The organism is Methylobacterium sp. Ger2507, from assembly GCF_055231875.1.
In genome coordinates this window covers 2,956,926-2,979,325 of record NZ_JBUYVC010000001.1, presented here as the reverse complement: position 1 = coordinate 2,979,325, position 22,400 = coordinate 2,956,926, and the positions used below count along the sequence as shown (strand labels likewise).

At 66.5% G+C, this 22,400-nt stretch carries 19 protein-coding genes; 9 read left to right on the top strand and 10 right to left on the bottom strand.

Going from position 1 to position 22,400, the window contains the following annotated elements; genetic code table 11:
- Window positions 1-38: 38 nt before the first annotated feature.
- Entirely contained in the window at window positions 39-1,106 is a 1,068-nt protein-coding gene (gene trpS, locus ACV7NL_RS13835; RefSeq protein WP_463355952.1) for a tryptophan--tRNA ligase, read from the top strand.
- 44 nt (window positions 1,107-1,150) lie between these two features.
- On the opposite strand, the gene ACV7NL_RS13830 is transcribed toward trpS, so the two are convergent.
- From ACV7NL_RS13830 to ACV7NL_RS13805, 6 genes are all read right to left on the bottom strand, one after another.
- Window positions 1,151-1,804: a pyridoxamine 5'-phosphate oxidase family protein gene (locus tag ACV7NL_RS13830; protein ID WP_056183572.1), complete on the bottom strand. Its 654-nt coding sequence runs from the start codon at window positions 1,802-1,804 to the stop codon at window positions 1,151-1,153.
- A 217-nt stretch (window positions 1,805-2,021) separates the two neighbouring features.
- The gene (gene ilvC / locus ACV7NL_RS13825) at window positions 2,022-3,041 is read right to left on the bottom strand and encodes a ketol-acid reductoisomerase (protein ID WP_056183570.1); all 1,020 of its coding nucleotides are present in this window, start codon (window positions 3,039-3,041) and stop codon (window positions 2,022-2,024) included.
- A 164-nt stretch (window positions 3,042-3,205) separates the two neighbouring features.
- Complete coding sequence (locus tag ACV7NL_RS13820) at window positions 3,206-3,844, bottom strand: glutathione S-transferase family protein (protein WP_463355951.1); 639 nt, start codon at window positions 3,842-3,844, stop codon at window positions 3,206-3,208.
- Window positions 3,845-4,175: 331 nt separating this feature from the next.
- Window positions 4,176-4,718 carry an acetolactate synthase small subunit gene (ilvN, locus tag ACV7NL_RS13815; RefSeq protein ID WP_056183565.1) on the bottom strand — a complete coding sequence of 181 codons (543 nt, stop codon included), beginning with the start codon at window positions 4,716-4,718 and terminating at the stop codon, window positions 4,176-4,178.
- A gap of 116 nt (window positions 4,719-4,834) precedes the next feature.
- Window positions 4,835-6,610, bottom strand: coding sequence for an acetolactate synthase 3 large subunit (locus tag ACV7NL_RS13810; RefSeq protein WP_056183563.1), 1,776 nt, complete (start codon window positions 6,608-6,610; stop codon window positions 4,835-4,837).
- 323 nt (window positions 6,611-6,933) lie between these two features.
- Complete coding sequence (locus ACV7NL_RS13805; RefSeq protein WP_056183560.1) at window positions 6,934-7,203, bottom strand: PepSY domain-containing protein; 270 nt, start codon at window positions 7,201-7,203, stop codon at window positions 6,934-6,936.
- Window positions 7,204-7,424: 221 nt separating this feature from the next.
- On the opposite strand from ACV7NL_RS13805, the gene ACV7NL_RS13800 reads away from it, so the two are divergent.
- The 8 genes from ACV7NL_RS13800 to ACV7NL_RS13765 all read left to right on the top strand — a co-directional run bounded on the left by ACV7NL_RS13800 (window position 7,425) and on the right by ACV7NL_RS13765 (window position 19,042).
- Window positions 7,425-7,976 (top strand): chemotaxis protein CheW, encoded by a 552-nt coding sequence (locus tag ACV7NL_RS13800; protein ID WP_463357129.1) that lies wholly within the window; start codon window positions 7,425-7,427, stop codon window positions 7,974-7,976.
- Window positions 7,977-8,004: 28 nt separating this feature from the next.
- Entirely contained in the window at window positions 8,005-9,525 is a 1,521-nt protein-coding gene (locus tag ACV7NL_RS13795) for a CheR family methyltransferase (protein ID WP_463355950.1), read from the top strand.
- Window positions 9,526-9,590: 65 nt separating this feature from the next.
- A complete protein-coding gene (locus tag ACV7NL_RS13790) occupies window positions 9,591-10,073 on the top strand; it encodes a chemotaxis protein CheW (protein ID WP_463355949.1) in 483 nt (160 codons plus the stop codon).
- Window positions 10,074-10,187: 114 nt separating this feature from the next.
- Window positions 10,188-11,858 carry a methyl-accepting chemotaxis protein gene (locus ACV7NL_RS13785; protein ID WP_463355948.1) on the top strand — a complete coding sequence of 557 codons (1,671 nt, stop codon included), beginning with the start codon at window positions 10,188-10,190 and terminating at the stop codon, window positions 11,856-11,858.
- Window positions 11,859-12,133: 275 nt separating this feature from the next.
- Window positions 12,134-14,380: a hybrid sensor histidine kinase/response regulator gene (locus ACV7NL_RS13780; RefSeq protein ID WP_463355947.1), complete on the top strand. Its 2,247-nt coding sequence runs from the start codon at window positions 12,134-12,136 to the stop codon at window positions 14,378-14,380.
- A 56-nt stretch (window positions 14,381-14,436) separates the two neighbouring features.
- Window positions 14,437-15,480, top strand: a complete 1,044-nt coding sequence (gene cheB / locus ACV7NL_RS13775) for a chemotaxis-specific protein-glutamate methyltransferase CheB (protein WP_463357128.1) — start codon at window positions 14,437-14,439, stop codon at window positions 15,478-15,480.
- On the top strand, window positions 15,477-17,183 hold the full coding sequence (locus ACV7NL_RS13770; protein ID WP_056481108.1) for a response regulator: 1,707 nt from the start codon (window positions 15,477-15,479) through the stop codon (window positions 17,181-17,183). Before cheB ends, ACV7NL_RS13770 begins: the two co-directional genes overlap by 4 nt.
- A gap of 2 nt (window positions 17,184-17,185) precedes the next feature.
- Window positions 17,186-19,042, top strand: a complete 1,857-nt coding sequence (locus ACV7NL_RS13765) for a response regulator (RefSeq protein WP_056481106.1) — start codon at window positions 17,186-17,188, stop codon at window positions 19,040-19,042.
- Window positions 19,043-19,171: 129 nt separating this feature from the next.
- On the opposite strand, the gene rplQ is transcribed toward ACV7NL_RS13765, so the two are convergent.
- From rplQ to rpsK, 4 genes are all read right to left on the bottom strand, one after another.
- Complete coding sequence (rplQ, locus tag ACV7NL_RS13760; protein ID WP_056183546.1) at window positions 19,172-19,579, bottom strand: 50S ribosomal protein L17; 408 nt, start codon at window positions 19,577-19,579, stop codon at window positions 19,172-19,174.
- A gap of 272 nt (window positions 19,580-19,851) precedes the next feature.
- The gene (locus ACV7NL_RS13755) at window positions 19,852-20,871 is read right to left on the bottom strand and encodes a DNA-directed RNA polymerase subunit alpha (protein ID WP_056183544.1); all 1,020 of its coding nucleotides are present in this window, start codon (window positions 20,869-20,871) and stop codon (window positions 19,852-19,854) included.
- Window positions 20,872-20,991: 120 nt separating this feature from the next.
- A complete protein-coding gene (locus ACV7NL_RS13750) occupies window positions 20,992-21,867 on the bottom strand; it encodes an MBL fold metallo-hydrolase (RefSeq protein ID WP_056481104.1) in 876 nt (291 codons plus the stop codon).
- 44 nt (window positions 21,868-21,911) lie between these two features.
- Window positions 21,912-22,301, bottom strand: coding sequence for a 30S ribosomal protein S11 (rpsK, locus tag ACV7NL_RS13745; RefSeq protein ID WP_055949325.1), 390 nt, complete (start codon window positions 22,299-22,301; stop codon window positions 21,912-21,914).
- Window positions 22,302-22,400: the final 99 nt, after the last annotated feature.

Below are 22,400 nucleotides of genomic sequence, written 5' to 3'. Positions count from 1 at the left end.
GGCTGCCTCACCCCTATCCCTACGAGGACCACGCCGCGATGAGCGCGTTCAAGGAACTGGTGTTCTCGGGCGTACAGCCGACCGGGAACCTGCATCTCGGTAACTATCTCGGCGCCATCAAGCGCTTCGTCGAGATGCAGGCGCGCGACGCGCAGTGCCTGTACTGCGTCGTCGACATGCACGCGATCACCCTGTGGCAGGACCCGGCCGCGCTCAAGGGGCAGATCCGCGAGGTCACCGCCGCTTTCCTCGCCGCGGGCATCGATCCGAAGCGCTCGATCGTCTTCAATCAGAGCCAAGTGCCCCAGCACGCCGAGCTCGCCTGGATCTTCAACTGCGTCGCGCGCCTGGGCTGGCTCAACCGCATGACCCAATTCAAGGACAAGGCCGGCAAGGACCGGGAGAACGCCTCGATCGGGCTCTACGCCTATCCGGTCCTGATGGCAGCCGACATCCTGGCCTATCGGGCGACCCACGTCCCGGTGGGCGAGGACCAGAAGCAGCACCTCGAATTGACGCGGGACATCGCGCAGAAGTTCAACAACGATTTTTCGGAATCGATCGCCGCGCATGGGCACGACGAGGGCGCTGGCTTCTTCCCCGTCACCGAACCGCTGATCGGTGGGCCGGCCGCCCGTGTCATGAGCTTGCGCGACGGCACCAAGAAGATGTCGAAGTCGGATGCCTCCGACAATTCGCGCCTCAATCTTACGGACGATGCTGACGCCATCGCGGCCAAGGTGCGCAAGGCCAAGACTGATCCGGACGCCCTCCCCTCCGAGGTTGAGGGCCTCAGCGGCCGGCCAGAGGCCGACAACCTGGTGGGCATTTTCGCCGCCCTGAAGGATATCTCGCGCGAGGACGTGCTGCGCGATTACGGCGGCGCGCAGTTTTCGGCCTTCAAGGGTGCGTTGGTCGAACTCGCCGTCGAAACTCTGGCGCCCCTGGGCGCCGACATGAAGCGCCTGGTCTCAGATCCGGCCGAGATCGATGCCGTGCTGGCCGATGGCGCCGAACGCGCCGAGGCCATCGCGGCCCCAACCCTCGATGCGGTCAAGGACATCGTCGGGTTCGTCCGCCGGGGACCGCGCCTGCGGATGGTGTGAGGCGTTCCGCCCTCTCCCATGCAGGGAGAGGGCGGGGCGTGATGTCAGCTCTCGCCGCGGGCGACCCGGGCCTCGTATTCCGGAAGTTCGAGACGTCCTTCCTTCTCGACGCGGGCCTTGTCCGCTTCGGGAATGACGTCGGCGACCATGTCGAGCCGCTTCCAAAGGGCGAGAGGCGTCTCCTTGTCCGGGGTCGGTACGTACTTGTTCTGCGCCACCTTCTGGTACTTGTGGATGTAGCGTGGGCAGTTGACCCAGGCCTTCGTGACCTCGACGCGTACGAGGTACTTGGCCTCGGTGTACTCGGCCATCAGAGGATCGTCGCGAAGCATCCGGGCATGGCCCTGGACGCGGACCCTGTGCGGGGTCTCGAAATCGATGAACAGCAGGCCGACCTTGGACTGCCCCTCGATGTTGCCCATCGAGTACCACATGCCGTTGCCGTCGAAGCCCGGGAAGACGAGGGTGTTGTCGTCGAGCACCTTCACGAAGCCGGGGCTGCCGCCCTTGTAGGAGACGGTGGGCATGCCGTCGGGATCGACGGTGGAGAGAAAGAACATGTCTCGGCTGCCGATGAAGGCGGCTTCATCCTTGCCGATCGCGTCATGCACCCAGCCGGTATCCAGGCGCTCGGCGAGCTTGACGGTATTGTACTCCTCCTGCAGCGCGCGATGCTCGTCGTAGTATAGCGATGCCATGGGTGTCCTCCGCGTTTCGGCTGCTCTCAAGATGGGCGGCCGTTGCGGAGCATGATCGCGGGAAAGCTGTTTGAGCACAACAGGCGGGACGTCTTGATCACGTCTCAGTGACGGCTGCGTGTCCGATGATCGACGCATGAAAAAGCCGACGCCGCTTGCGCGACGCCGGCTTCATCCGCAACCGGAGGCCGAGCGAAGCCGGCCTCCCAATCCCGAATTAATTCTTGGCTTTGTCGACCAGGGCCTTCTCGGAGATCCACGGCATCATGCCGCGCAGCTTGGCGCCGACCTCCTCGATTGGGTGAGCGGCGAGCTTGGCGCGGGTGGCTTTGAACGAGGTCTGGCCAACCTTGTTCTCGAGCATCCAGTCACGGGTGAACTTACCCGACTGGATATCGTTGAGGACGCGCTTCATCTCGGCTTTGGTCTCCGGCGTCACGATGCGCGGGCCGGTGACGTACTCGCCGTACTCGGCGGTGTTCGAGATCGAGTAGTTCATGTTGGCGATGCCGCCCTCGTAGATGAGGTCGACGATGAGCTTCACCTCGTGCAGGCACTCGAAATAGGCCATCTCGGGGGCGTAGCCGCCCTCGACGAGGGTCTCGAAGCCGGCCTTGATCAACTCGACGAGGCCGCCGCACAGCACGGCCTGCTCGCCGAACAGATCGGTTTCGCACTCTTCCTTGAAGGTGGTCTCGATGATGCCGGCGCGGCCGCCGCCATTGGCCGAAGCGTAGGACAGGCCGAGATCGTGCGCGTTGCCGGAAGCGTCCTGCGCGATGGCGATCAGGGTCGGCACGCCGCCGCCCTTGAGGTACTCGCCGCGCACGGTGTGGCCGGGGCCCTTCGGCGCGACCATCAGCACGTCGAGGTCCTTGCGGGGCTCGATCAGGTTGAAGTGGACGTTGAGGCCGTGGGCGAACAGAAGGGCGGCGCCCTGCTTCATGTTCGGCTCGAGCGACTCCTTGTAGATGTCGCCCTGTAGCTCGTCCGGGGTCAGCATCATGACGACGTCGGCCTGCTTGGCGGCGTCGGCGACGTTCATCACCGTGAAGCCCTCATGCTCCGCCTTCTTGGCGGTGGCGGAGCCCTCGCGCAGGGCGATGACAATGCCCTTGACGCCCGAATCGCGCAGGTTGAGGGCGTGGGCATGGCCCTGGCTGCCGTAGCCGACGATGACGACCTTCTTGCCCTTGATCAGGTTCAGGTCGGCGTCACGATCGTAATAGACCCGCATGGCGGTACCTTCTCTTTTCTCTCGATTGAGCATGAGTGCGCTCCGGCGCCCTCATCTGAAACGACATCCGCGCGGCCGTGCGATCCGCGGAGCTTTTAGCGAGGCGATCCCCTTGACGGAAGGGGAATTGTCGCATGCCCCGCGCTTTGCTTCGCTTCCGGTACTCAGGCCGGCAGTTTCAATCCCTCGCGGGCGAAGACCGCCTGCACGGCGGGACGCGCAGCCATGGCGCGGGCATGCGCCGTCCAGGCGGGGAAGTGCGCCGCCATGTCGAAGCCGAGGGCCGGGCCGCGGCCCCAGGTCCAGAACAGCAGGAGGTAGGGATCGGCGACACTGTAGGTCTCGCCGATGGCCCAGCCGCCGTTGGAGAGCTTGACCTCGGTCATCGTGAAGAGGTCGCCGCAGGTCTCCGCACCCTTGGCCTGGATGCCCGGATAGGCTGCCTCGTCTCCACTGTAGCGCTCCGCTCGGCGGATATGCGCGTAGGCGATGTGGTGGCCGGTGGAGAGCCAGCCGAGCCATTCGTCGACCCTGGCCTGGTCACGCGGCGTCTCGGGCCACAGGCCGGCCTGCGGGTGAAGGCGCGCGATGTGGCGCAGGATCGCGGTGTTCTCGGTGAGCACCCAGTCGGTCTCCACCAGCGCCGGCACGCGGCCGCGCTCGTTAACGGCGAGGTATTGTGGGGCCCGCTGATCGCCCTTGGCGAGGTCGAGCCGCACGGTCTCGTAGGGCGCGCCGGTTTCTTCCAGCGCGATATGGGAGGCAAGCGAGCAGGCGCCGGGGGCGTAGTAGAGGGTGGTCATGTGGCTTCGTCTTCCTCCGCCAGGTCGATCACCGGTACGCCGATGAGGGTAGCCAGTTTCGATCAGGCTTCTGCAAGGATGTTTCCCGGAACTCTGCCGAGGCGTCGGTCTGTTCCGGTCCGGAGATCGATGAAGCGAACCTGATCAACCAGGATCGCTTCGGACGCCTTCCGCGCGTTCAGATCCAAGCTTTCAGATCTAAGGGTTCAGATTTAGGACCTGGATCGGAATGAACGCGCGTCCCATCGCTGGCGGTCCAGGAGACCAGTGGGGATCGTCGTCCTTGATGATGTCGGAACCGCCATCCGCCCTCTCTGTTTGCGAATTCCCGTCACATCGGCTCGGCGCCACGTCCCATTGCGGCGATCCCGGTGCGGGAGATCTCCACGAGGCCGATCACCGTCATCAGGCCGATGAAGCGATCGATCTCCTCGGTGGTACCGGTGACCTCGAACACGAAGGAGTTCAGGGTCGCGTCGAGGGTCTTGGCGCCGAAGGCGGCCGCGAGGGTCAGCGATTCGGTGCGGTGCTCGCCGGTGCCCGCGACCTTCACGAGGCACAGTTCGCGCTCGAGGGCCTTGCCCTGGAGGGTCAGGTCAACCACCCGGTGCACGGGAACGAGGCGGTCGAGCTGCGCCTTGATCTGCTGGATCACCGCGTCGGTTCCGGCGGTGACGATGGTGATGCGGGAGAGATGGCGCGCCACCTCGGTCTCCGACACCGTCAGGCTCTCGATGTTGTAGCCGCGTCCCGAGAACATACCCGAGATCCGGGCGAGCACGCCGGGCTCGTTGTCGACGATGACAGCCAGGGTGTGCCGGTTGATCGGCTCGACCCGGCCGGCATCGGGATAGTGCGTATTCATGGCGTTCATGGGCGTGCCCCGGATCTTCGTCTGCGATGGCGTGTCGTGGGTGGCCCGGCGGGGCCGATGGAGAATGAAGGGGTCGGCCGGGCGTGTCACCGCCCGGCCCGGCTGCGCCTGGAGGCTCAGACCAGCATCTTACCCTCTTCGGAGATGACGTCGCCGATCTCGACCCCAGTCTCGCCGAGGTAGTCGGACAGCAGCATCTCGTTGTGCGCCTTGCCCGACGGGATCATCGGGAAGCAGTTCTCCTTCTTGTCGACGATGCAGTCGAAGACGACCGGACCGTCATAGTCGAGCATCTCGGCGATCGCGGCATCGAGATCGCCCGGCTTCTCGCAGCGGATGCCCTTGGCGCCGTAGGCCTCGGCCAGCTTGACGAAGTCGGGCAGGCTCTCGGAGTAGCTCTGCGAGTAGCGCGAGCCGTGCAGCAGCTCCTGCCACTGGCGCACCATACCCATGTACTCGTTGTTCAGGATGAAGATCTTGACCGGCAGGCGATACTGCACCGCCGTCGACAGTTCCTGCATGTTCATCAGGATCGAGGCTTCGCCGGCAATGTCGATGACGAGGCCGTTCGGGTGGGCGAGCTGCGTGCCGATGGCCGCTGGCAGGCCGTAACCCATGGTGCCGAGGCCGCCGGAGGTCATCCAGCGGTTCGGCTCGTCGAACTTGAAGTACTGCGCCGCCCACATCTGGTGCTGGCCGACTTCGGTCGTGACGTAGGTCTCGCGATCCTTACAGGCCTCGTAGAGGCGCTGGACGGCGTATTGCGGCTTGATGATCGTGCCCGATGGCCAGTAGGCGAGGCAGTCGCGCGCCTTCCAGGTCCGGATCTTGGTCCACCAATCCTCAAGGCGAGCCTTGTCCGGCTGTCGGGGCAGCGCGGTCCAGGCGGCGAGCATGTCTTCCAGCACCGAGCCGCAATCGCCGACGATCCCGACATCGACCTTGACGACCTTGTTGATCGAGGAGGCATCGATATCGACGTGGATCTTCTTCGAGAACGGCGCGAAGGCATCGAGCCGGCCGGTGATCCGGTCGTCGAAGCGAGCGCCGATGCAGACCATGACGTCGCAATCATGCATCGCCAGGTTGGCCTCGTAGGTTCCGTGCATGCCTAGCATGCCCAGGAACTGGTCGTCCGAGGCCGGAAACGCGCCGAGACCCATCAGGGTCGAGGTAACGGGAAAACCAGTCTCGGCGGCGAGCTTGCGCAGCAGCGCCGAGGCGTGCGGCCCCGCATTGATGACACCGCCGCCCGTGTAGAGGATCGGCCGGCGTGCGGAAGCCATCAGTTCGACAGCCGCCTGGATCTGGGCCGCGTCGCCCTTGAAGGCCGGCTTGTAGGTCTTGTGGCCGTTCTGGGTCGGGCGCTCGTAGACGCCGGACGCGAACTGGATGTCCTTCGGCAGGTCGATGACGACCGGGCCGGGCCGCCCGTTGGCAGCGACGTAGAAGGCCTCGTGCAGGATGCGCGGCAGGTCGTCGATCGATTTGACCAGATAGTTGTGCTTCGTGCAGTGGCGCGTGATGCCGACCGTGTCGCACTCCTGAAAGGCGTCCGTTCCGATCAGGTGCGTCGGAACCTGACCGGTGATGCAGACCAGCGGGATCGAATCGAGCAGCGCGTCGGTCAGGCCCGTGATGATGTTGGTGGCGCCGGGTCCCGAGGTGACGAGGACGCAGCCGACCTTGCCGGAGGAGCGGGCATAGCCCTCCGCCGCATGGACGGCGCCCTGCTCGTGGCGCACGAGGATGTGCTTCAGGGTCTCCTGGTGGAACAGTGCATCGTAGATCGGCAGCACCGCGCCGCCGGGATACCCGAATAGCGTATCGACACCCTGATCCTGAAACGCCCGGATGACCATTTCGGCCCCGGTCATGACCTCGCCGCCCATCGTCCTGCTCCTTGAAACCTGTCTGTGCTGCTCGTGTCGTCCAGCGCGTCGCGGCAATAAAAAAGGGTCCCGAGGGACCCTGCATGCGCCACCATTCGGATCGCGGACCCTGCTGTCAGGTCCGCCCCGTCGGTGGCGCTTCCGTTACGATAAGGATGGCACGCATCGCGTTGTCGTCTGCCTTGTTCGTTCGCCAAGACGGCGAATCGAAAATCGTGTGGGGTGTCATACTGGAGGCGAGGTCCCCGGTCAACGCGCAGGGCGCACAATCGTGCAGGTTCAGACGTCGCGATGTGGGTATTGCGACGGTAAAACCGGCCACCCTATTCGACTGGAACCTCGCCGAGGATCGCACCGGTTCTCGGATCGGCATCGAAGGTCATCCGCCGCCCGTTCTTGATGCCCTCGCCGTCCCAGTGACCATCATCGGCTTCGAGCTTGGTGATCTCGCTGTAGCCCGCGCTTTTCAGAGCTTCCTTCGTCTGCGCCGGGGTCAGCCAGTCGGCACCCGGCATCTCGGCCGATGCCGGCAGAGGCGCGGCAAATGCGACGATCGCCAGGAAAGCGAGACCGTATCGGATTGGACGGGACATGCGGGCGATCCTTGCAGGATGAATCTGGCGGGGCGGGCCTGGCGAGACGGGTCTGGCAAGGCGAGTCTGGGTAGGGCGGTTCTTGCGAAACAGGCTTTGCGAACGGTGACGCCCGTGGATGGCGTGGTCTGACCGGGAATACCCGACATCGCAAGACGGCGGGCTCGGCCGGAGATTCAGATTTGCCCGGTCCCGTCTCCCCGTCCTATCAAGGCCGGAGGCTGCGAGAGGTTCGCGCCCGACCCCGGTCCTCTACCGAACAAGGATATCCAATCCTGCCCGAGACCACCGCCTTTCTCCTCCTCGACGTGGCGGGTGTCGCCTGCGCTCTGGCGCGGACGTCGGTGAGCGAGGTCCTGCCGCTGCCAAATCTACATGCTCCGCCAGCCGGAGGCGGTCCCCTGGAGGGCTTCCTCAACCTCGGCGGCAATCCGATTCCAGTCGTCGACCTCGCCCGTCTTCTCGGCCTCCGCGCGGGCGGCACCGAGTCGGAGGCTACAAGTGCCTACCGGCATATCGTGCTCGATGCGCAGGGGAGCACCGGCTTCCTGGTCGACAGGGTCGAGGACCTCATCTCGATCGAGGCCTCCGCGATCCGGGCGGTCTCACCGGAGCGGACCCTCAACGGTTGCGTCATATCCGAGATCGCGCACGACGACGGCCTAATCCACGTGCTCGGCTTGTCCCATCTCCTCACGTCGGAGGAGCGCCTGCGCTTGGCGGCGCTGGCCGATGCGGCGGCCGAGCGCCTCGCCGCGTTGTCCGCAGCCTGAGCAAACAGCGACGCGAAATGCAGCGCCCATGACGCGTCCGCCGCGCTCCGGTCCGGAGGTCGATCCGGGCTTCCCGGCTCTCAAGGCCCGGATCATCGCCCGCACCGGCCACCATTATTACGCCGACAAGGACGATCTTCTCTTCGATCGCCTGCGCAAGCGTTTCCGGGTGCTCGGGCTCACCGATTCGACAGCTTACGCCGCATGGCTCGACGACCGGTTGGCGGGCGGCCCAGAATGGGCTGCGTTGGAGGCCGAGATCACCATCGGCGAAACGTTCTTCTTCCGCTACGCCGAGCAGTTCGCCGCCCTGCGCACCACGATCCTGCCCACCCTGATCGCCGCTCGTTCGACCGAACGTACCTTGCGAGTCTGGAGTGCCGGCTGCTCCACGGGGGCGGAGCCCTACTCCATCGCCATTCTGCTGCACGAGCTTCTCGGCCCCGCCCTCCCCGATTGGCGCCTCTCGATTCTCGGGACCGACATCAGCACGGCGGCCCTCGAGACCGCCCGGGCGGGGATCTATGGTCGCTGGGCCCTGCGGACCCTGCCCCCCGGGGAGCGCCTCCGCTATTTCGTCCCGGGGCCGCCCGTGGCGGGATCGGGACGTGACGGCACCTATGCCCTGCGGCCGGAATTTCGCCGGATGGTGCGCTTCGAGCGGCGCAACCTCATGGACCTCATCGACGTCCGGGCGGTGCAGCCCCTGGCCGACTTCGACCTGATCCTCTGTCGCAACGTGCTGATCTATTTCGAGGCCGAGGTGGTCCTGGGGATCGTGCGCGGTCTCGGTCGGCGCCTGACCCCGGAGGGCTGGCTCCTCATCGGCCACGCCGAGCCGAATCCGGCCATCTCCGCCCTGCTCGAACCCGTCAACCTGCCCGGAACCGTGGCTTACCGTCCTTGGGGTGCACGGGCTCCGATCGCCCCTGCCCCGTCCTGGCGGCCGGAGCCGGTGGTTGCGGCGGCTGCAACGTTCCGGCCGGCAGACCCGCTTCCCCCCGCGATGGGCACCGGGGCGTCGTCCAGGTCCGAGGCCACGTCCTCTGATGCCCGGGAATCTCTGGCCGAATCTTCGTCCGATCCCTCGCCCGATCCTTTTCCCGAACCGCAGCCCGAGCCAGGATCTCATTCCAGCGAGCCGGCGGCTGTGCTTGCGCAGATCCGCGTGCTTGCAAATTCTGGGGACACGGCCGAGGCCTGGCGGGCTCTGCGGCGGGCAATTCCCGCCTCACCCGCCGATCCGGTGCTGCACTATTACGACGGCCTTCTCGCCCACAGCCTCGGACGCGAGGTGGAAGCCGAGCGCGCTTGGCGCGGCGCACTTTATCTCGACCGGGACTTCGTCATGGCCCACTACCAACTCGGCCTGCTGATGCTCGGCCTCGGTCGGTCCGCGGAAGCGGTCCGGGCCCTCGACAATGCCATCCGTCTGGCCCAAGCCCTGGCGCCCGATGCCAGGGTGGCAGAGGGCGACGGGATCGGTCCGTACGAGCTCGCGCGTAGCGCAGCCCTCGCCCGCGCAGCCGCGAAAGGAAAGGTGCCGTGACGGAGTTTGGTGGCGGCGAAACCGCCTCTCTGAACCTGCAGGTCTTGCGTGAGGAGCGCTCTCGCATGCTCGCCCGTCGCGGGCACGCGAGGGCGGGGGCCGCGGGCGGGATGCGCGCCCTTCTCGTCTGCGCCTGCGGAGACGAACGCTTCGCCCTCCCCCTGACCCATGTCGCTCAGGTGCTGCCGGCCCGAACCGTGACGCCACTGCCGGACGCTCCGCCCGCGATCCTCGGGCTCATCGCGATCTCCGGCCGGGTCGTCAGTCTGATTGCCCTGGGGCGCGCGCTCGGGCGTGCTGCGAATGGAGGAAGTGAGGCCGGACACGTGGTCCTGATGCGCGGGTCCGGAAGTCCCGTCGCGCTGGCTGTCGATCGGGTGCTCGGCGTTGTGGAGGTGGCGGAGGATTCGACTGACCTGACCTTCGGCGAGGCGGGTTTGAGCACCGAGGCGGTTTCGGGCTATGCCGCCCCCGGCGCCGGACCTGACGCGACGTCCGGGTTCGTCGTCGTCGACCTGCCGCGCCTGCTGCGCCAATTCCTGCCGTGAATTCGTCCCGTTGCGTGTCTCGCTGAGGCGCCGCTTCGGCTGAGACCCTTGTGAGGCTGACCCGGGCGCCGCCAGCCGGGATGTCAGTCGATTTAGCGAAGCCTGGAGCCACCTGTGTCGATCTCGATCGGAAAACGCATTCTCCTCGGCTTCGTCGCCATCACGGTGGTGAGTATCGCGCTCGGCCTCTACGCCCTCGGCCAGATCGCCGTCGTGCGCGACACCACGGACGGCATCGTCACCCGCGATCTCACCGTGGCGCGTCAACTCGACGAACTCGCGAACAAGGCCCGTGACATGGGTCTTCAGCGGCGCAACGCGATCATCGCCCTGCTGATGCGCGCGCGTGGCGGACCGGAGCGAGAGGATGTCTCCGGGAGCTGGCGCCGGGCGGCGACGGAAGCCGATGCGATCCTCGCCGACCTGATCCGCGCGAGCGATGGATATCAGAGCCGCTCAGCATCCGAGGAGCGCAGCCGGGCCTGGCGCAAGGTGAACGGCATCGCGCTCGAGGCCGCGGCCGATCTACGCGAGCTGCGTTCCGCCAGCGAGGCGCAGCTTGCCGCCATCGCCGCCAAGGATATCGACGGTGTCGAGTCCCGGAACGACGCGGTGAATCGCAGTCAGGACGTGTTCCTCGCCGATGTCGAGCGCACGCGCTCTGCCCTTGATGAGGGCATCACGGCGGGACAACACCGGGTCGCTGACGTGTACGATCACAGCCGCTTCCTGATTCTGGCGACCCTCGGCGCCTGCATTCTCCTCAGCGTCCTCATCACCATCCTCATCAGCCGGGCGGTCGTGCGACCCCTCGAAGAGGTGATGGCCTTCGCCGAGCGCGTCGGCGAGGGCGACCTGTCGGGCACCCTGGATGCGCGGGGCAAGGACGAGATCGGACGCCTCGGGCGAACTCTCAACCGCATGGTCTCGGGTCTTGCCGATCTGGCGCGGACCAACCGGGCCGCCACCTCCGACCTGAATGCGGCGGCCGCCGAGATCCGCGCTTCCGCCCAGGAACAGGCGGCCAGTGTCGAGGAGCAGTTCGCCGCCGTGCAGGAGACCGCCGCCACCGTCGACGAGATCACCCATTCGGGCGCTCAGATCGGCAAGCGTGCCGGCGAGGTCATCGCCACCGCACAGTCGACGGCCCAGACCTCCCGCGCCGGTCTGCGCGCGGTGGCCGACACCGCGCGGGCGATGGATTCGATTCGCGAGCAGGCCGAGGCGGTGGCCGGCAACATCGTCGCCCTTTCGGAGAAGACGCAGGCGATCGGCGACATCATCACCACCGTCAACGACATCTCGGAGCGCACCCACCTCCTGGCGCTGAACGCCGCCATCGAAGCCGCGGCGGCCGGCGAGAGCGGACGCAGCTTCGCCGTCGTCGCGTCCGAGATGAAGCTCCTGGCCGATCAGGCCAAGGCGGCCACCGGACAGGTCCGCACCATCCTTGGCGAGATCCAGCGTGGCATCAATACCTCGGTGATGCTCACCGAGGAGGCGGTCAAGCGTGCCGCGACCGGTAAGGCCCGCTCCGACACGACGCAGCGGACCATCGAGGAGATCACCGCCCGGGTCGAGGAGAGCGTCCAGACCTTCCAGCAGATCGTCGCGTCGACGAACCAGCAGCAACTCGGCATCGAGCAGGTGATGGGCGCCCTGCAGAACATCCGTCAGGCGAGCCAGCAGACTGCGGCCGGCACCCGCGAGGTCGAGGCAGCCTCGGCCAACCTGACCGAACTCGCGCAAGCCCTGATGACGCTCGCCGAGCGCTACCGGCACTGATACGGCATCCGCACGAACCGAGCGGTTGTCGGGCAAGTCTCTATTGGGCAAGTCACTGTCGGGAAAGTCGCTGCCGGGTCACTCGACCCGGTGCGCTACTGGGGGCAGCTCGGATCACTCATTCGGATGGATCCGGGCATATGGATCTGGGATGGGACGTTTTTCGCACTTCACCGGTCATGAGAAGCCGGCGAAGCTCATCGCTCACGAATGGGTGGTCGGCTCTTCCGAAGTTTTGGGAGTCGCGCTGACTCCGAGGTGGCCCTAGGCGACGGATGGATATTCGCCAGCTTCTTCTTGCGGCATTCGAGGTCGAGCATCGCGAACATGTCGATGCGATTCGCGCCGCCCTGGGTGGCGAGGCCAGCACGCACGCCCCCGATTGGAACGACATCTTCCGGCGGGCGCACAGCCTGAAGGGTGCGTCACGCGCCGTTGACCTGCCAGCGGTGGAGGCCGTCGCTCATCGGTTGGAGACCCTGTTCGAGCGCGTCGTCGCACAGGACGGGGGCCTGTCGCGCGCCGCCGCCGCTGCCGTGCATCTCGCCCTCGACCGGATCGAGGCTTATGTCGCCGGCCTTACCGATGGAGCCGGCCCGGACATGCCGGGCGATGCCCTCGCGGCGCTGGACGGAGCGCTCGACTCGAAGGCCGCGCTTGCGCCAGAACCAGCGCCGCCAGTACCCCCGGCCCCATCCCCTCCTCCTGTTGCCGCTGCCAAGCCCACGGCGACGGAGCCACCGGCCGAGGGGGTTCAGACCCTCCTGCGGGTCCCGGCAGACGCGGTTGAAGCCCTGACCCGGGCGACGCATGAACTTGCCAGTGCGCTTGGCGGCGAGGCCGTGCTGGCCGAAGGCCTCGCGCGGCTGGGCCGCCGTGCCAACGATCTCGCCCGCCTGATCGAGACGCAGCGCGGCAGCGTGAGGCGTCGAACCGCGGTTGCGCGCGGGGCACAGGTCCGACAGGCCGGCTCGGACGCGGAGGCGCGCGCCCTCGAGACCGGTCTTCTCGCGCTCGCTCGCGATGCTGCCGATTTGGCGCGGGTGCGCGGCGCCCTCGCTTCCTCCGTCGACGGCGCCATGGCCCGGGTTGCGGGCGAAGCCGAGCGTTTGGCGCTCGTGCCGGCTGAGACCGCTTTTGGAGGCTTTGCCCGGACCCTGCGCGATCATGCGCGCGGCGAAGAGCGCGAGATCGAAGTGACGGTCCACGGCCTCGACCTTCCCGTCGACCGAGCGATGCTTCAGGTCCTCAAGGACCCTGTTCTACACGCCCTGCGCAACGCCCTGAGCCACGGCGCCGAACCGCCCGAGACGCGCCGACGCCTCGGCAAGCCGGCCGCACTGGCGATCGGTCTCGACGTCGCGGTTCAGGGCGGCCGCCTCGTCGTTCGCGTGCAGGACGATGGGCGTGGACCCGATTTTGCCGCCATCGCCGAGACCGCCCGGCACCGAGGGCTGCTGAATGGCGGCGCCGATCCCGCGCCGGAGGCGCTTCTCGCCCTGGTGTTCGAACCCGGATTCTCCACCGCCTCCGCCGTCGATACCCTGTCCGGGCGCGGGATCGGCCTCTCGGTAGTGGCCGATGCGGTGCGCCGGCTCGGCGGTGCCGTCCGGCTCGCGCCACGCGTGCCGTTCGGTACTGAACTGACCATGACGCTGCCGCTCTCGGCTGCGCGCCGGGCGATACTTCTCGTCGAAGCAGCCGGTATCACCTACGCGATTCCAAGCGGATCGGCGGAGCGGTTGCTCCGGCTGGACCGACTCGACCTGATCTCCGTCATGGGCCGCACTGTGACACAGGTGGAGATCGAGGGACGCGCCATCAGTCTGCCGGTCCTTGATCTGAGGAGCCTCCTTGGATTGGCACCCCGGTCCGACGAGACGGGGACGACACGTCCGGCGATTCTGCTCCGCGGCGGCGGGCGCCGCTGCGTGCTTGCCGTGGATGCGCTCTCGGATGTCGTGTCGCTGCGGGTGTTGCCGGCGCCCCCCATCGGCACCGATCCGCGCCTGATTTCCGGAACCGTGATCCTGGCCGGGGATAGGCCCGCCGTCGTCCTCGATGCCGACGGCCTCGTCGCACGAGCGGGTGAGGCAGGCCGCGCCGCGGCGCCGCAGCCGATAGGCCCACACGGAACGATCGCGCAGGGACCACGTTCGACGATCCTCGTCGTGGACGATTCCATCACCACGCGCACCTTGGAGAAAGGTATCTTGGAAGCCGCAGGATACCGCGTCGTCGTCTGTGTCGACGGTCAGGATGCGCTCGATCGTCTGCGGGCGGGCATCGAGCCGGTCGACCTCGTCGTCGCCGACGTGGAAATGCCACGCCTCGACGGCTTCGGCCTCCTGAAGGCGCTGCGCGCCGAGGAGGCGTTCGCGCGCCTGCCGATCATCCTGATGACCTCGCGCGGCGATGCGGAAGACGTGGCACGCGGCCTCGACCTCGGCGCGGATGCCTACCTGACGAAGCAGACCTTCGATCAGCGCAAGCTCCTCGACACCATCGGGCAATTGCTGTGAGCGGACAGGGACGGGACAGAGCGATTCAGGAGGGACGATTGGCGCGGGTGCGCGTGATGCTGGTCGAGGATTCCCTGGTGGTGCGGCAACTCCTCATCCACATCGTCGGACGGGATCCGCGCCTGGAAGTGGTGGCGGCGGTGGCGTCCGGCGAGGAAGCCCTCGCGACGATCAGCCAGGTTCGGCCGGACGTCGTCTCGATGGATATCCGTTTGCCCGGCATCGATGGTCTGGAAACCACGCGGCGGATCATGGCCGAGCATCCGACGCCCATCGTGGTGATCGCGGACTCGATCGAGGATTCATCCCTCCGCATCTCGATGAACGCCCTCAGGGCCGGTGCGCTGTCCGTGGTACAGAAGCCCGTAGCCACCACCCATGCGGGTTATGACGCGGCGGCCAGCGAGATTTGTACGCAGCTGCGCATCATGGCGGCCGTTCCGGTCATCCGGCGCCGGCCGATCGGATCGGAATGGGCCGGCCGGGCGGCCAGCCCGGTGCCGATCGCCGCCGCACTCAAGGTGCCTGAATCGGCCAGTGTGCTCGCCATCGCGGCGTCCACGGGCGGTCCGCCGGCGCTGGCCCGGGTCATCGGCGCCCTGCCGGTAAATTTCCCTCTGCCGATCCTGGTGGTCCAACACATGGGCCCGGCCTTCATGGAGGGCTTCGCGTCCTGGCTGAACGGCGTCGTCGGGCTCACCGTGTCCGTGGCTCAGGAGGGTGAACGGGTGGCGCCCGGTCGTGTCTACGTTGCGCCGGGAGACCGGCATCTCGAGCTCGGCGGGGGTGGTCACCTGCGCATCACCGATGCCGTACCGGTCGGCGGCCAGCGTCCGGCCGCCACCGCCCTGTTTCGCTCCGTCGCCCGGCACGCGGGAACGCGCGGTATCGGAGTCCTGCTGACGGGGATGGGCGAGGACGGCGCGACCGGGCTCCTCGACATGCGCCGGGCCGGTGGCCTGACCGTCGCCGAGGACGAGAGCACGGCGGTCGTGTTCGGTATGCCGGCGGCCGCGATCCGCCTCTCCGCGGCCGGGAGCGTCTTGCCTCTGGACCGGATCGCCGCTCACCTCGTCCGCCTTGCGGAGGGGGGTCCGTGAGCGAGACCAATCCGGCGCGCCTCCTGCTCGTTGAAGATTCCGAGACCCAGGCGTTGGAGTTGCGGCTCCTGCTCGAATCGAAGGGGTTCGTGGTCGAGCGCTGCGCCACGGCCGAAGCCGCTCTCGATCACCTGAACACCCGCCTGCCCGATCTGGTGGTGGCCGACCACCACCTTCCCGGCATGAACGGGGACGAGTTCGCCCGGCAGCTTCGCCTCTCCCTGCGCACCCGCGCCCTGCCGCTCCTCATGCTCACCGGTGCCCGCGACGGGGAGCGGCAAGGACTGGAGAGCGGCGCCGATGCCTACGTAGCGAAATCCGCCGATCGCGACCTTCTGGTGCTCCGCATCCGTGCGCTTCTGCGCGAGCGCACGGGCGGCAGCGACGGTCCGGGCATCTCGGCGTTTCGGCGGGGCCGCGTCCTCGTGGTCGACGGGAGCGCGACCTACCGGACCTTCCTGGCGGGCCTCCTCGCCCATGAGGGCCACGAGGTCGCCACCGCGGACACTCACGCCGCCGCCATGGAAGCGCTGAGCACAGAGGGGGCGGCGTTCGACTGTGTGACGATCGACCTTCTCGCCACCCGCTATGACGGCCTCGCCCTGTGCCGGGCGATCAGCGAGCATCGCAATGCCGAGCTTGCGCGCCGCGAAGCTGGAGGCCCGACTTTCCAGGTGGTCGGCATCGCCGGCACCAGCCCGGCGAAAGACTTCCTGGTCGAGGCCTTTGCGGCGGGGGCCGATGACGTCGTCTCGAAGTCCGACGGCGAGATCCTCGTTCTGCGGGTCCGCAGTCTCGTCCGCCGCAAGCTGCTCGAGGAGGACAACCGCCGGATCGCCGGAGAATTTGGTGCACGCGAGCGGGCCCTCGAACGTGCCCGCGCCGAAGCCGAGGCCGCGGAAGCGCGCGCGGCTCTCGCGGGTGCCCTGGAGCAGGCCAATGCCGATCTTGCCACGGCCAACCGCAAGCTCACCGACGCCCAGGCCAAGCTGGTCCAGGCGGCCAAGATGGCGTCCCTCGGCGAGCTGGTCGCGGGCATCGCCCACGAAATCAACAATCCGCTGGCCTTCATCCTCGCCCATCAGGGTACGGTGGAGCGCATCCTGGGTGAGGTGTCCACGGCACCCGATGCTGCCGACAATCCCCGTCGCCTGAAGAAATGCGGCGATCGCGTCGGCGCTATGCGGATGGGCCTGACCCGGATCCAGGATCTCGTCCTCAACCTGCGAAAGTTCTCGCGCTTGGACGAGGGCGAGCGGACTCTCGTGCATGTCCCTGAGGCGATCGAAACGGTCCTCGCCTTGATCCAACACAAGCTTGGCGACCGGATCGCTGTGGTGCGTGATTTCTCAGGGCGGCCGGAGATCCACTGCACGCCGGCCCTGCTCAACCAGGTGGTGATGAACATTCTTGGGAATGCCGCCGATGCCATGCCGGAGACCGGGACCATCGTCATCGAGACCCGCAGCAGCCCTGACCTTGATCTGATCCGCATCAGCGACACCGGACCGGGCATCCCTGAACCCCTGCGTGAGAAGATTTTCGAACCCTTCTTCACCACGAAACCCGTCGGTTCGGGGACGGGCCTGGGTCTCGCGATTGCCTACAGTGTCGTCCAGGCGCATAGCGGCACGCTCAGTGTTGAGGCCGCTCCCGGAGGCGGAGCCTGTTTCGTGATCGGCATTCCACGGCAGACGGGTTGAGCATGTCCCAAGGCACGATCCTCGCCGTCGACGACGAACCGGACATCCTCGTTGCCCTCGAAGACCTGTTCGAGGACGCGTTCCGCGTGCTGACGACAACGAAGCCGGCGGAGGCCCTCGAAATTCTGGCCGGCAATCCGGATATCGCCGTCATCCTCTCGGATCAGCGCATGCCCGGCATGACCGGCGACGCCATGCTGGCGGAGGCACGCCGGTTCCACGATGCCCAGGCGATCCTGCTCACTGGCTACGCCGATATGAGCGCCGTGGTCGCAGCCCTGAACCAGGGTGGCATCACCGGCTATGCCACGAAGCCGTGGGACGCGAACCTCCTGCGCAATACGGTGCGGCAGGCCTTCGAGCGTCACCAGCTCGCCCGGGAACTCGCAACCGAGCGCGCACTGCTGCGTGGGCTCCTCGACAATGCCCAGGATGCCATTTCCTTCAAGGATTCCGCCGGCCGCTTCATCCGTCTCAATGCCTACAAGGCGGAGAGCCTGGGCAGCGACGTCTCCGACTGCATGGGGCGAACCGAGGACGACGTGCTCGGGCAGGATGGCATCATCCAGGCTGCGGACGTAGCCGCGATCACCACTGGGGCGCCGAGCGACAGCTTGGTATCCGAAGGGGCGGTGGGAGCTGAGCGCTGGCGCCACGTCACCCGCGTGCCGATCCGTGACGCGGCTGGGGGGATCACACATCTGGCGACGATCGAGCGGGACGTCACCGCGCAGAAGTCCCTGGAGGCACGCCTGCGCCAGTCCGACAAGATGCAGGCCTTGGGGACCCTGGCCGGCGGTATCGCGCATGATTTCAACAACCTTCTGATGGCGATCCTGGGGAGCCTCGAGCTGGTGGCGCCCAAGGTTGCGGATCAGCCGCGGGTGCAGCGCCTCGTCGGGAACGCGATGCAGGCGGCCCAGCGAGGCGCTTCCCTCACCAAACGCCTGCTCAGCTTCAGCCGATCGCGTGATTTGCGTCCCCGCGCCGTCGACGTGAACAGCCTGATCGAGGGAATGAACGATCTCCTTGCCGGCAGTCTCGGCGGCCTCGTCACCATCCAAACCACGCTCGCTCCCGAAGCGCCGGCGGCCTGTGTCGACCCCGATCAGCTCGAGCTCGCGATCCTCAACCTGTGCATCAACGCCCGCGATGCGATGCCGGAGGGCGGCCAGATTGCGATCGGCACCCGCAACCTCCGGGTAGCTGACGATCCGGACCTGGACCCTGGGGATTACATGATGGTCGAGATCGCCGATTCTGGCAGCGGCATCGCGCCCGAAATCCTCGCGCGGGTGTGCGAGCCGTTCTTCACCACCAAAGCGGTCGGCCAAGGCACGGGCCTCGGGCTTGCGATGGTTTTCGGTCTTGCGCAGCAATCCCACGGTCGTCTGCGCATCGAGAGCGAGCTTGGTGCCGGAACCCGGGTCCAGATCACCTTGCCGCGCGTCGAAGCTGCGGGACCGGCTGAGGTCCTGGCGCCCGGCCCGACAACTCCAGCAGTCCGCGGTGCCCGTATCCTCGTGGTGGATGACGACCCGGAGGTCCGGCATGTCACCGCCTCATTCCTGTCGAGCTTCGGCTATACCGAACGCGAAGCCTCCGATGGATCGACGGCCGTCTCCCTGATGGAGCAGGACGCCTTCGATCTCGTGGTGGCGGATCTCGCGATGCCGGGCATGACGGGCGTCGAGCTCGCCGAGATCGTGCGGACGCGCTGGTCCGATGTGCCGGTGCTCATCGTCACCGGCCATGCCGAGGCGATCCCGATTCCTCCGGATCTGCCTGTCCTGCGCAAGCCTTTCGAATCCGCCGAGCTCGCCGCAGAGGTCTCGCGCTTGCTCGATAGGGCGGCCTGAGCGAAGTAGAGACTTGCTCTTCACGGCAACCCATCTGGGATGGATGACGTGGCCGTGGCGACCGCAGCGACAACGAAAAAAGGCGGCCCAAGGGCCGCCTTTTCCTATCCAATGACGCGGACGCGTGATTTACGCGGCGTCGTCCAGAACCGGGCCGGAATCCTTGCCGCGAGCGTCGACGTCACGATCAACGAATTCGATCACCGCGAGCGGGGCATTGTCGCCGTAGCGGAAGCCCGCCTTCATGATGCGGCAGTAGCCGCCCGGACGCGCGTTGTAGCGCGGGCCGATGACGGCGAAGAGCTTGCGGACCATGTCCTGGTCGCGGATTTGCGACATGGCGAGACGACGGGCATGCAGCGTGTCGGTCTTGCCGAGGGTGATCAGCTTCTCGATGACCGGACGCAGGTCCTTGGCCTTCGGCAGGGTGGTGACAATCTGCTCGTGCTTGATCAGCGCGGCCGACATGTTGGCGAACATCGCCTTGCGGTGTTCGGTGGTGCGGTTAAAGCGACGACCGCGAAATCCATGACGCATGATGGCTGATCCTTGGTTGATGGCCGCCGTGCCACGGTACGGCCAAGCGCCCCTCAGAATGGATCTTCGGGGCTGTTGATTCCGCGTAACCCTGCGGCGGGATTCCTTCACCCTGACGCTAACCGAACCGGGCTTGCGTCAGGCCTTGCTCATCCCGGGCTTCCCAAGGCGATCCCGGGAGGCGGATACCACAACACCGAACGGTCGAAACCATCGGCGTTCTGGTTGTCCGGGCTCTGCGGCGCAGCGCCGGGACAGACGTGCGGTGTTGCCTAGTAGTGCTCTTCGAAGCGCTTGGCGAGGTCTTCAATGTTCTCCGGCGGCCAGCCGGGGATATCCATGCCGAGGTGCAGGCCCATCGCGGCGAGCACTTCCTTGATCTCGTTCAGAGACTTGCGTCCGAAATTCGGAGTGCGCAGCATCTCGCCCTCCGACTTCTGGATCAGATCGCCGATGTAGACGATGTTGTCGTTCTTCAGGCAGTTCGCCGAACGCACCGAAAGCTCGAGTTCATCGACCTTCTTGAGCAGGGCCGGATTGAAGGGAAGCTGCGGCGCGAGCGGCTGAGCCTCTTCCTTGCGGGGCTCCTCGAAGTTCACGAACACCTGGAGCTGGTCTTGGATGATGCGTGCGGCATAGGCCAGTGCATCCTCCGGCGAAACGGCACCATTGGTCTCGATCGTCATCGTCAGCTTGTCCTTGTCAAGATCCTGGCCCTCGCGGGTGGTCTCGATGCGGTAGGACACCTTGGTGACGGGAGAAAACAGGGCATCCACCGGGATCAGGCCGATGGGCGCATCTTCGGGGCGGTTGCGCTCGGCAGGCACGTAGCCCTTGCCGGTCGCGACCGTGAACTCCATGCGGATCTCGGCGCCATCGTCGAGGGTGCAGATTACCAGGTCCGGGTTCAGGATCTGGACGTCACCCACCGTACCGATATCACCGGCGGTGACGATGCCGGGACCCGTCTTCCGCAGGGTCAGGCGCTTGGGCGCCTCGGTCTGGGAGCGAATGGCAATGGTCTTGATGTTGAGGACGATGTCGGTGACGTCTTCACGCACGCCCGGGATCGACGAGAATTCATGCAGCACGCCGTCGATCTGCACGGAGGTCACGGCCGCGCCCTGGAGCGAGGAGAGCAGCACCCGGCGCAGCGAATTTCCGAGCGTCGTGCCGAAGCCGCGCTCCAGGGGCTCGGCAACGACGGTGGCGACCCGCTTGGGGTCGTGTCCGGTCGAGACCTGAAGCTTGTTCGGCTTGATGAGCTCTTGCCAGTTCTTCTGAATGACCACGATGCTACCTCTCGCAAGATCGGCGCGGGCCCCACACGTGGTCCGCGCGTCGCCCGTCGACGCCGCGCCATCGGCGCCCGGCGGGCCTGAAACTGATGTGTCCGCGCTGAGCGCCGACAATTATTGCGCAGCGACCCAGAGTTCCGGGACGAAACGGTAACCGGCTCCATCCCGAGCAACGAAGCCCAGAGCGGGAAATTCCAGATGGGCACCTGCCACGAAGGCCCGGTCCTGAGAGACCGAATCAAGCATCCGGCGACGCACGTCGCGTGCCTGATTTTCATCGACGTCGAAGACCATACCGGCTTCCGGCTGCTTGAACTGGATCGCCGGCAGATGAACGATATCTGCCCACATCAAAAGCGACGCATTACCCGATGTGATGCGATAGCCTGTGTGTCCCGGAGTATGCCCCGGCAACGGCACAGCCTCGATTCCCGGAGCGACGCTACCGCCCGTCATCGTGCGGATGCGTTCCGCGTAGGGTGCCGTCGCCTTTCTCGCCATCTCGAAGTAGGGCTTCGCTTCCTCGGATGCACGCGAGAGCGCCCCGTCGTCGAGCCAATGTGCCGCCTCGTCGGAATGCAGCACGAGTTCCGCATTCGGGTAGGCCGCCATCCCTTCGCCGGCGAGCAGCCCGCCGGCGTGATCTGGATGCAGATGCGTGAGCAGCACCGTCTCGATCGAGGCGGGCGCCACACCCGCTGCCGCGAGAGCCGCCGGAACGCGACCGAGAGACGGTCCGCCGAAGCTGCCCATCCCCGAGTCGATCAGGACCGGTTTGCGACCGGGGCCCGTGATTAGAAACGCGTTCAGCGTGATGCGAGGATCCTGCGCGCGAAAGCCGGCAGCCTGCAGGGCACCGGCCTCCTCGCGTTCGATCCCGGTGACGAGATCGAGCGACCCCTGAAGGTAGCCGTCATTCATCACCGTGATCGTGAGATCACCCAAGCTCCACCGCAGCACACCCGGAAGCGGATTCTGAGCATTCGACACGCGCGTCTCCGTGGCAGGCCCCAAGAGTTCGTGTTCGCTTTCGCTTAGACGCGACGACGCTTGCGCGGGCGGCAGCCGTTATGCGGGATCGAGGTCACGTCACGAATCGAGGTCACGGTGAAGCCGGCGGCCTGCAGGGCGCGCAGAGCCGACTCGCGACCCGATCCAGGACCGGAGACCTCAACCTCGAGGGTCCGCATACCGTGCTCGGCCGCCTTGCGGGCAGCGTCTTCGGCCGCAACCTGAGCGGCATAAGGGGTCGACTTACGCGAGCCCTTGAAGCCCATCGCGCCGGCAGACGACCACGAGATGGTGTTGCCCTGGGCATCGGTGATGGTGACCATCGTGTTGTTGAACGACGCGTTCACATGCGCGACGCCCGAGACGATGTTCTTACGTTCGCGGCGACGAACGCGGGTGGTTTCCTTGGCCATGTGTTCTCTCGTCCTTCAGGCGCGCCCGTGATTCCAGGCGCTCGGGAGTCTTCTGATCTCAGGCAAGCGAGCACTGGATGAACGATCCAGGCCCACCGT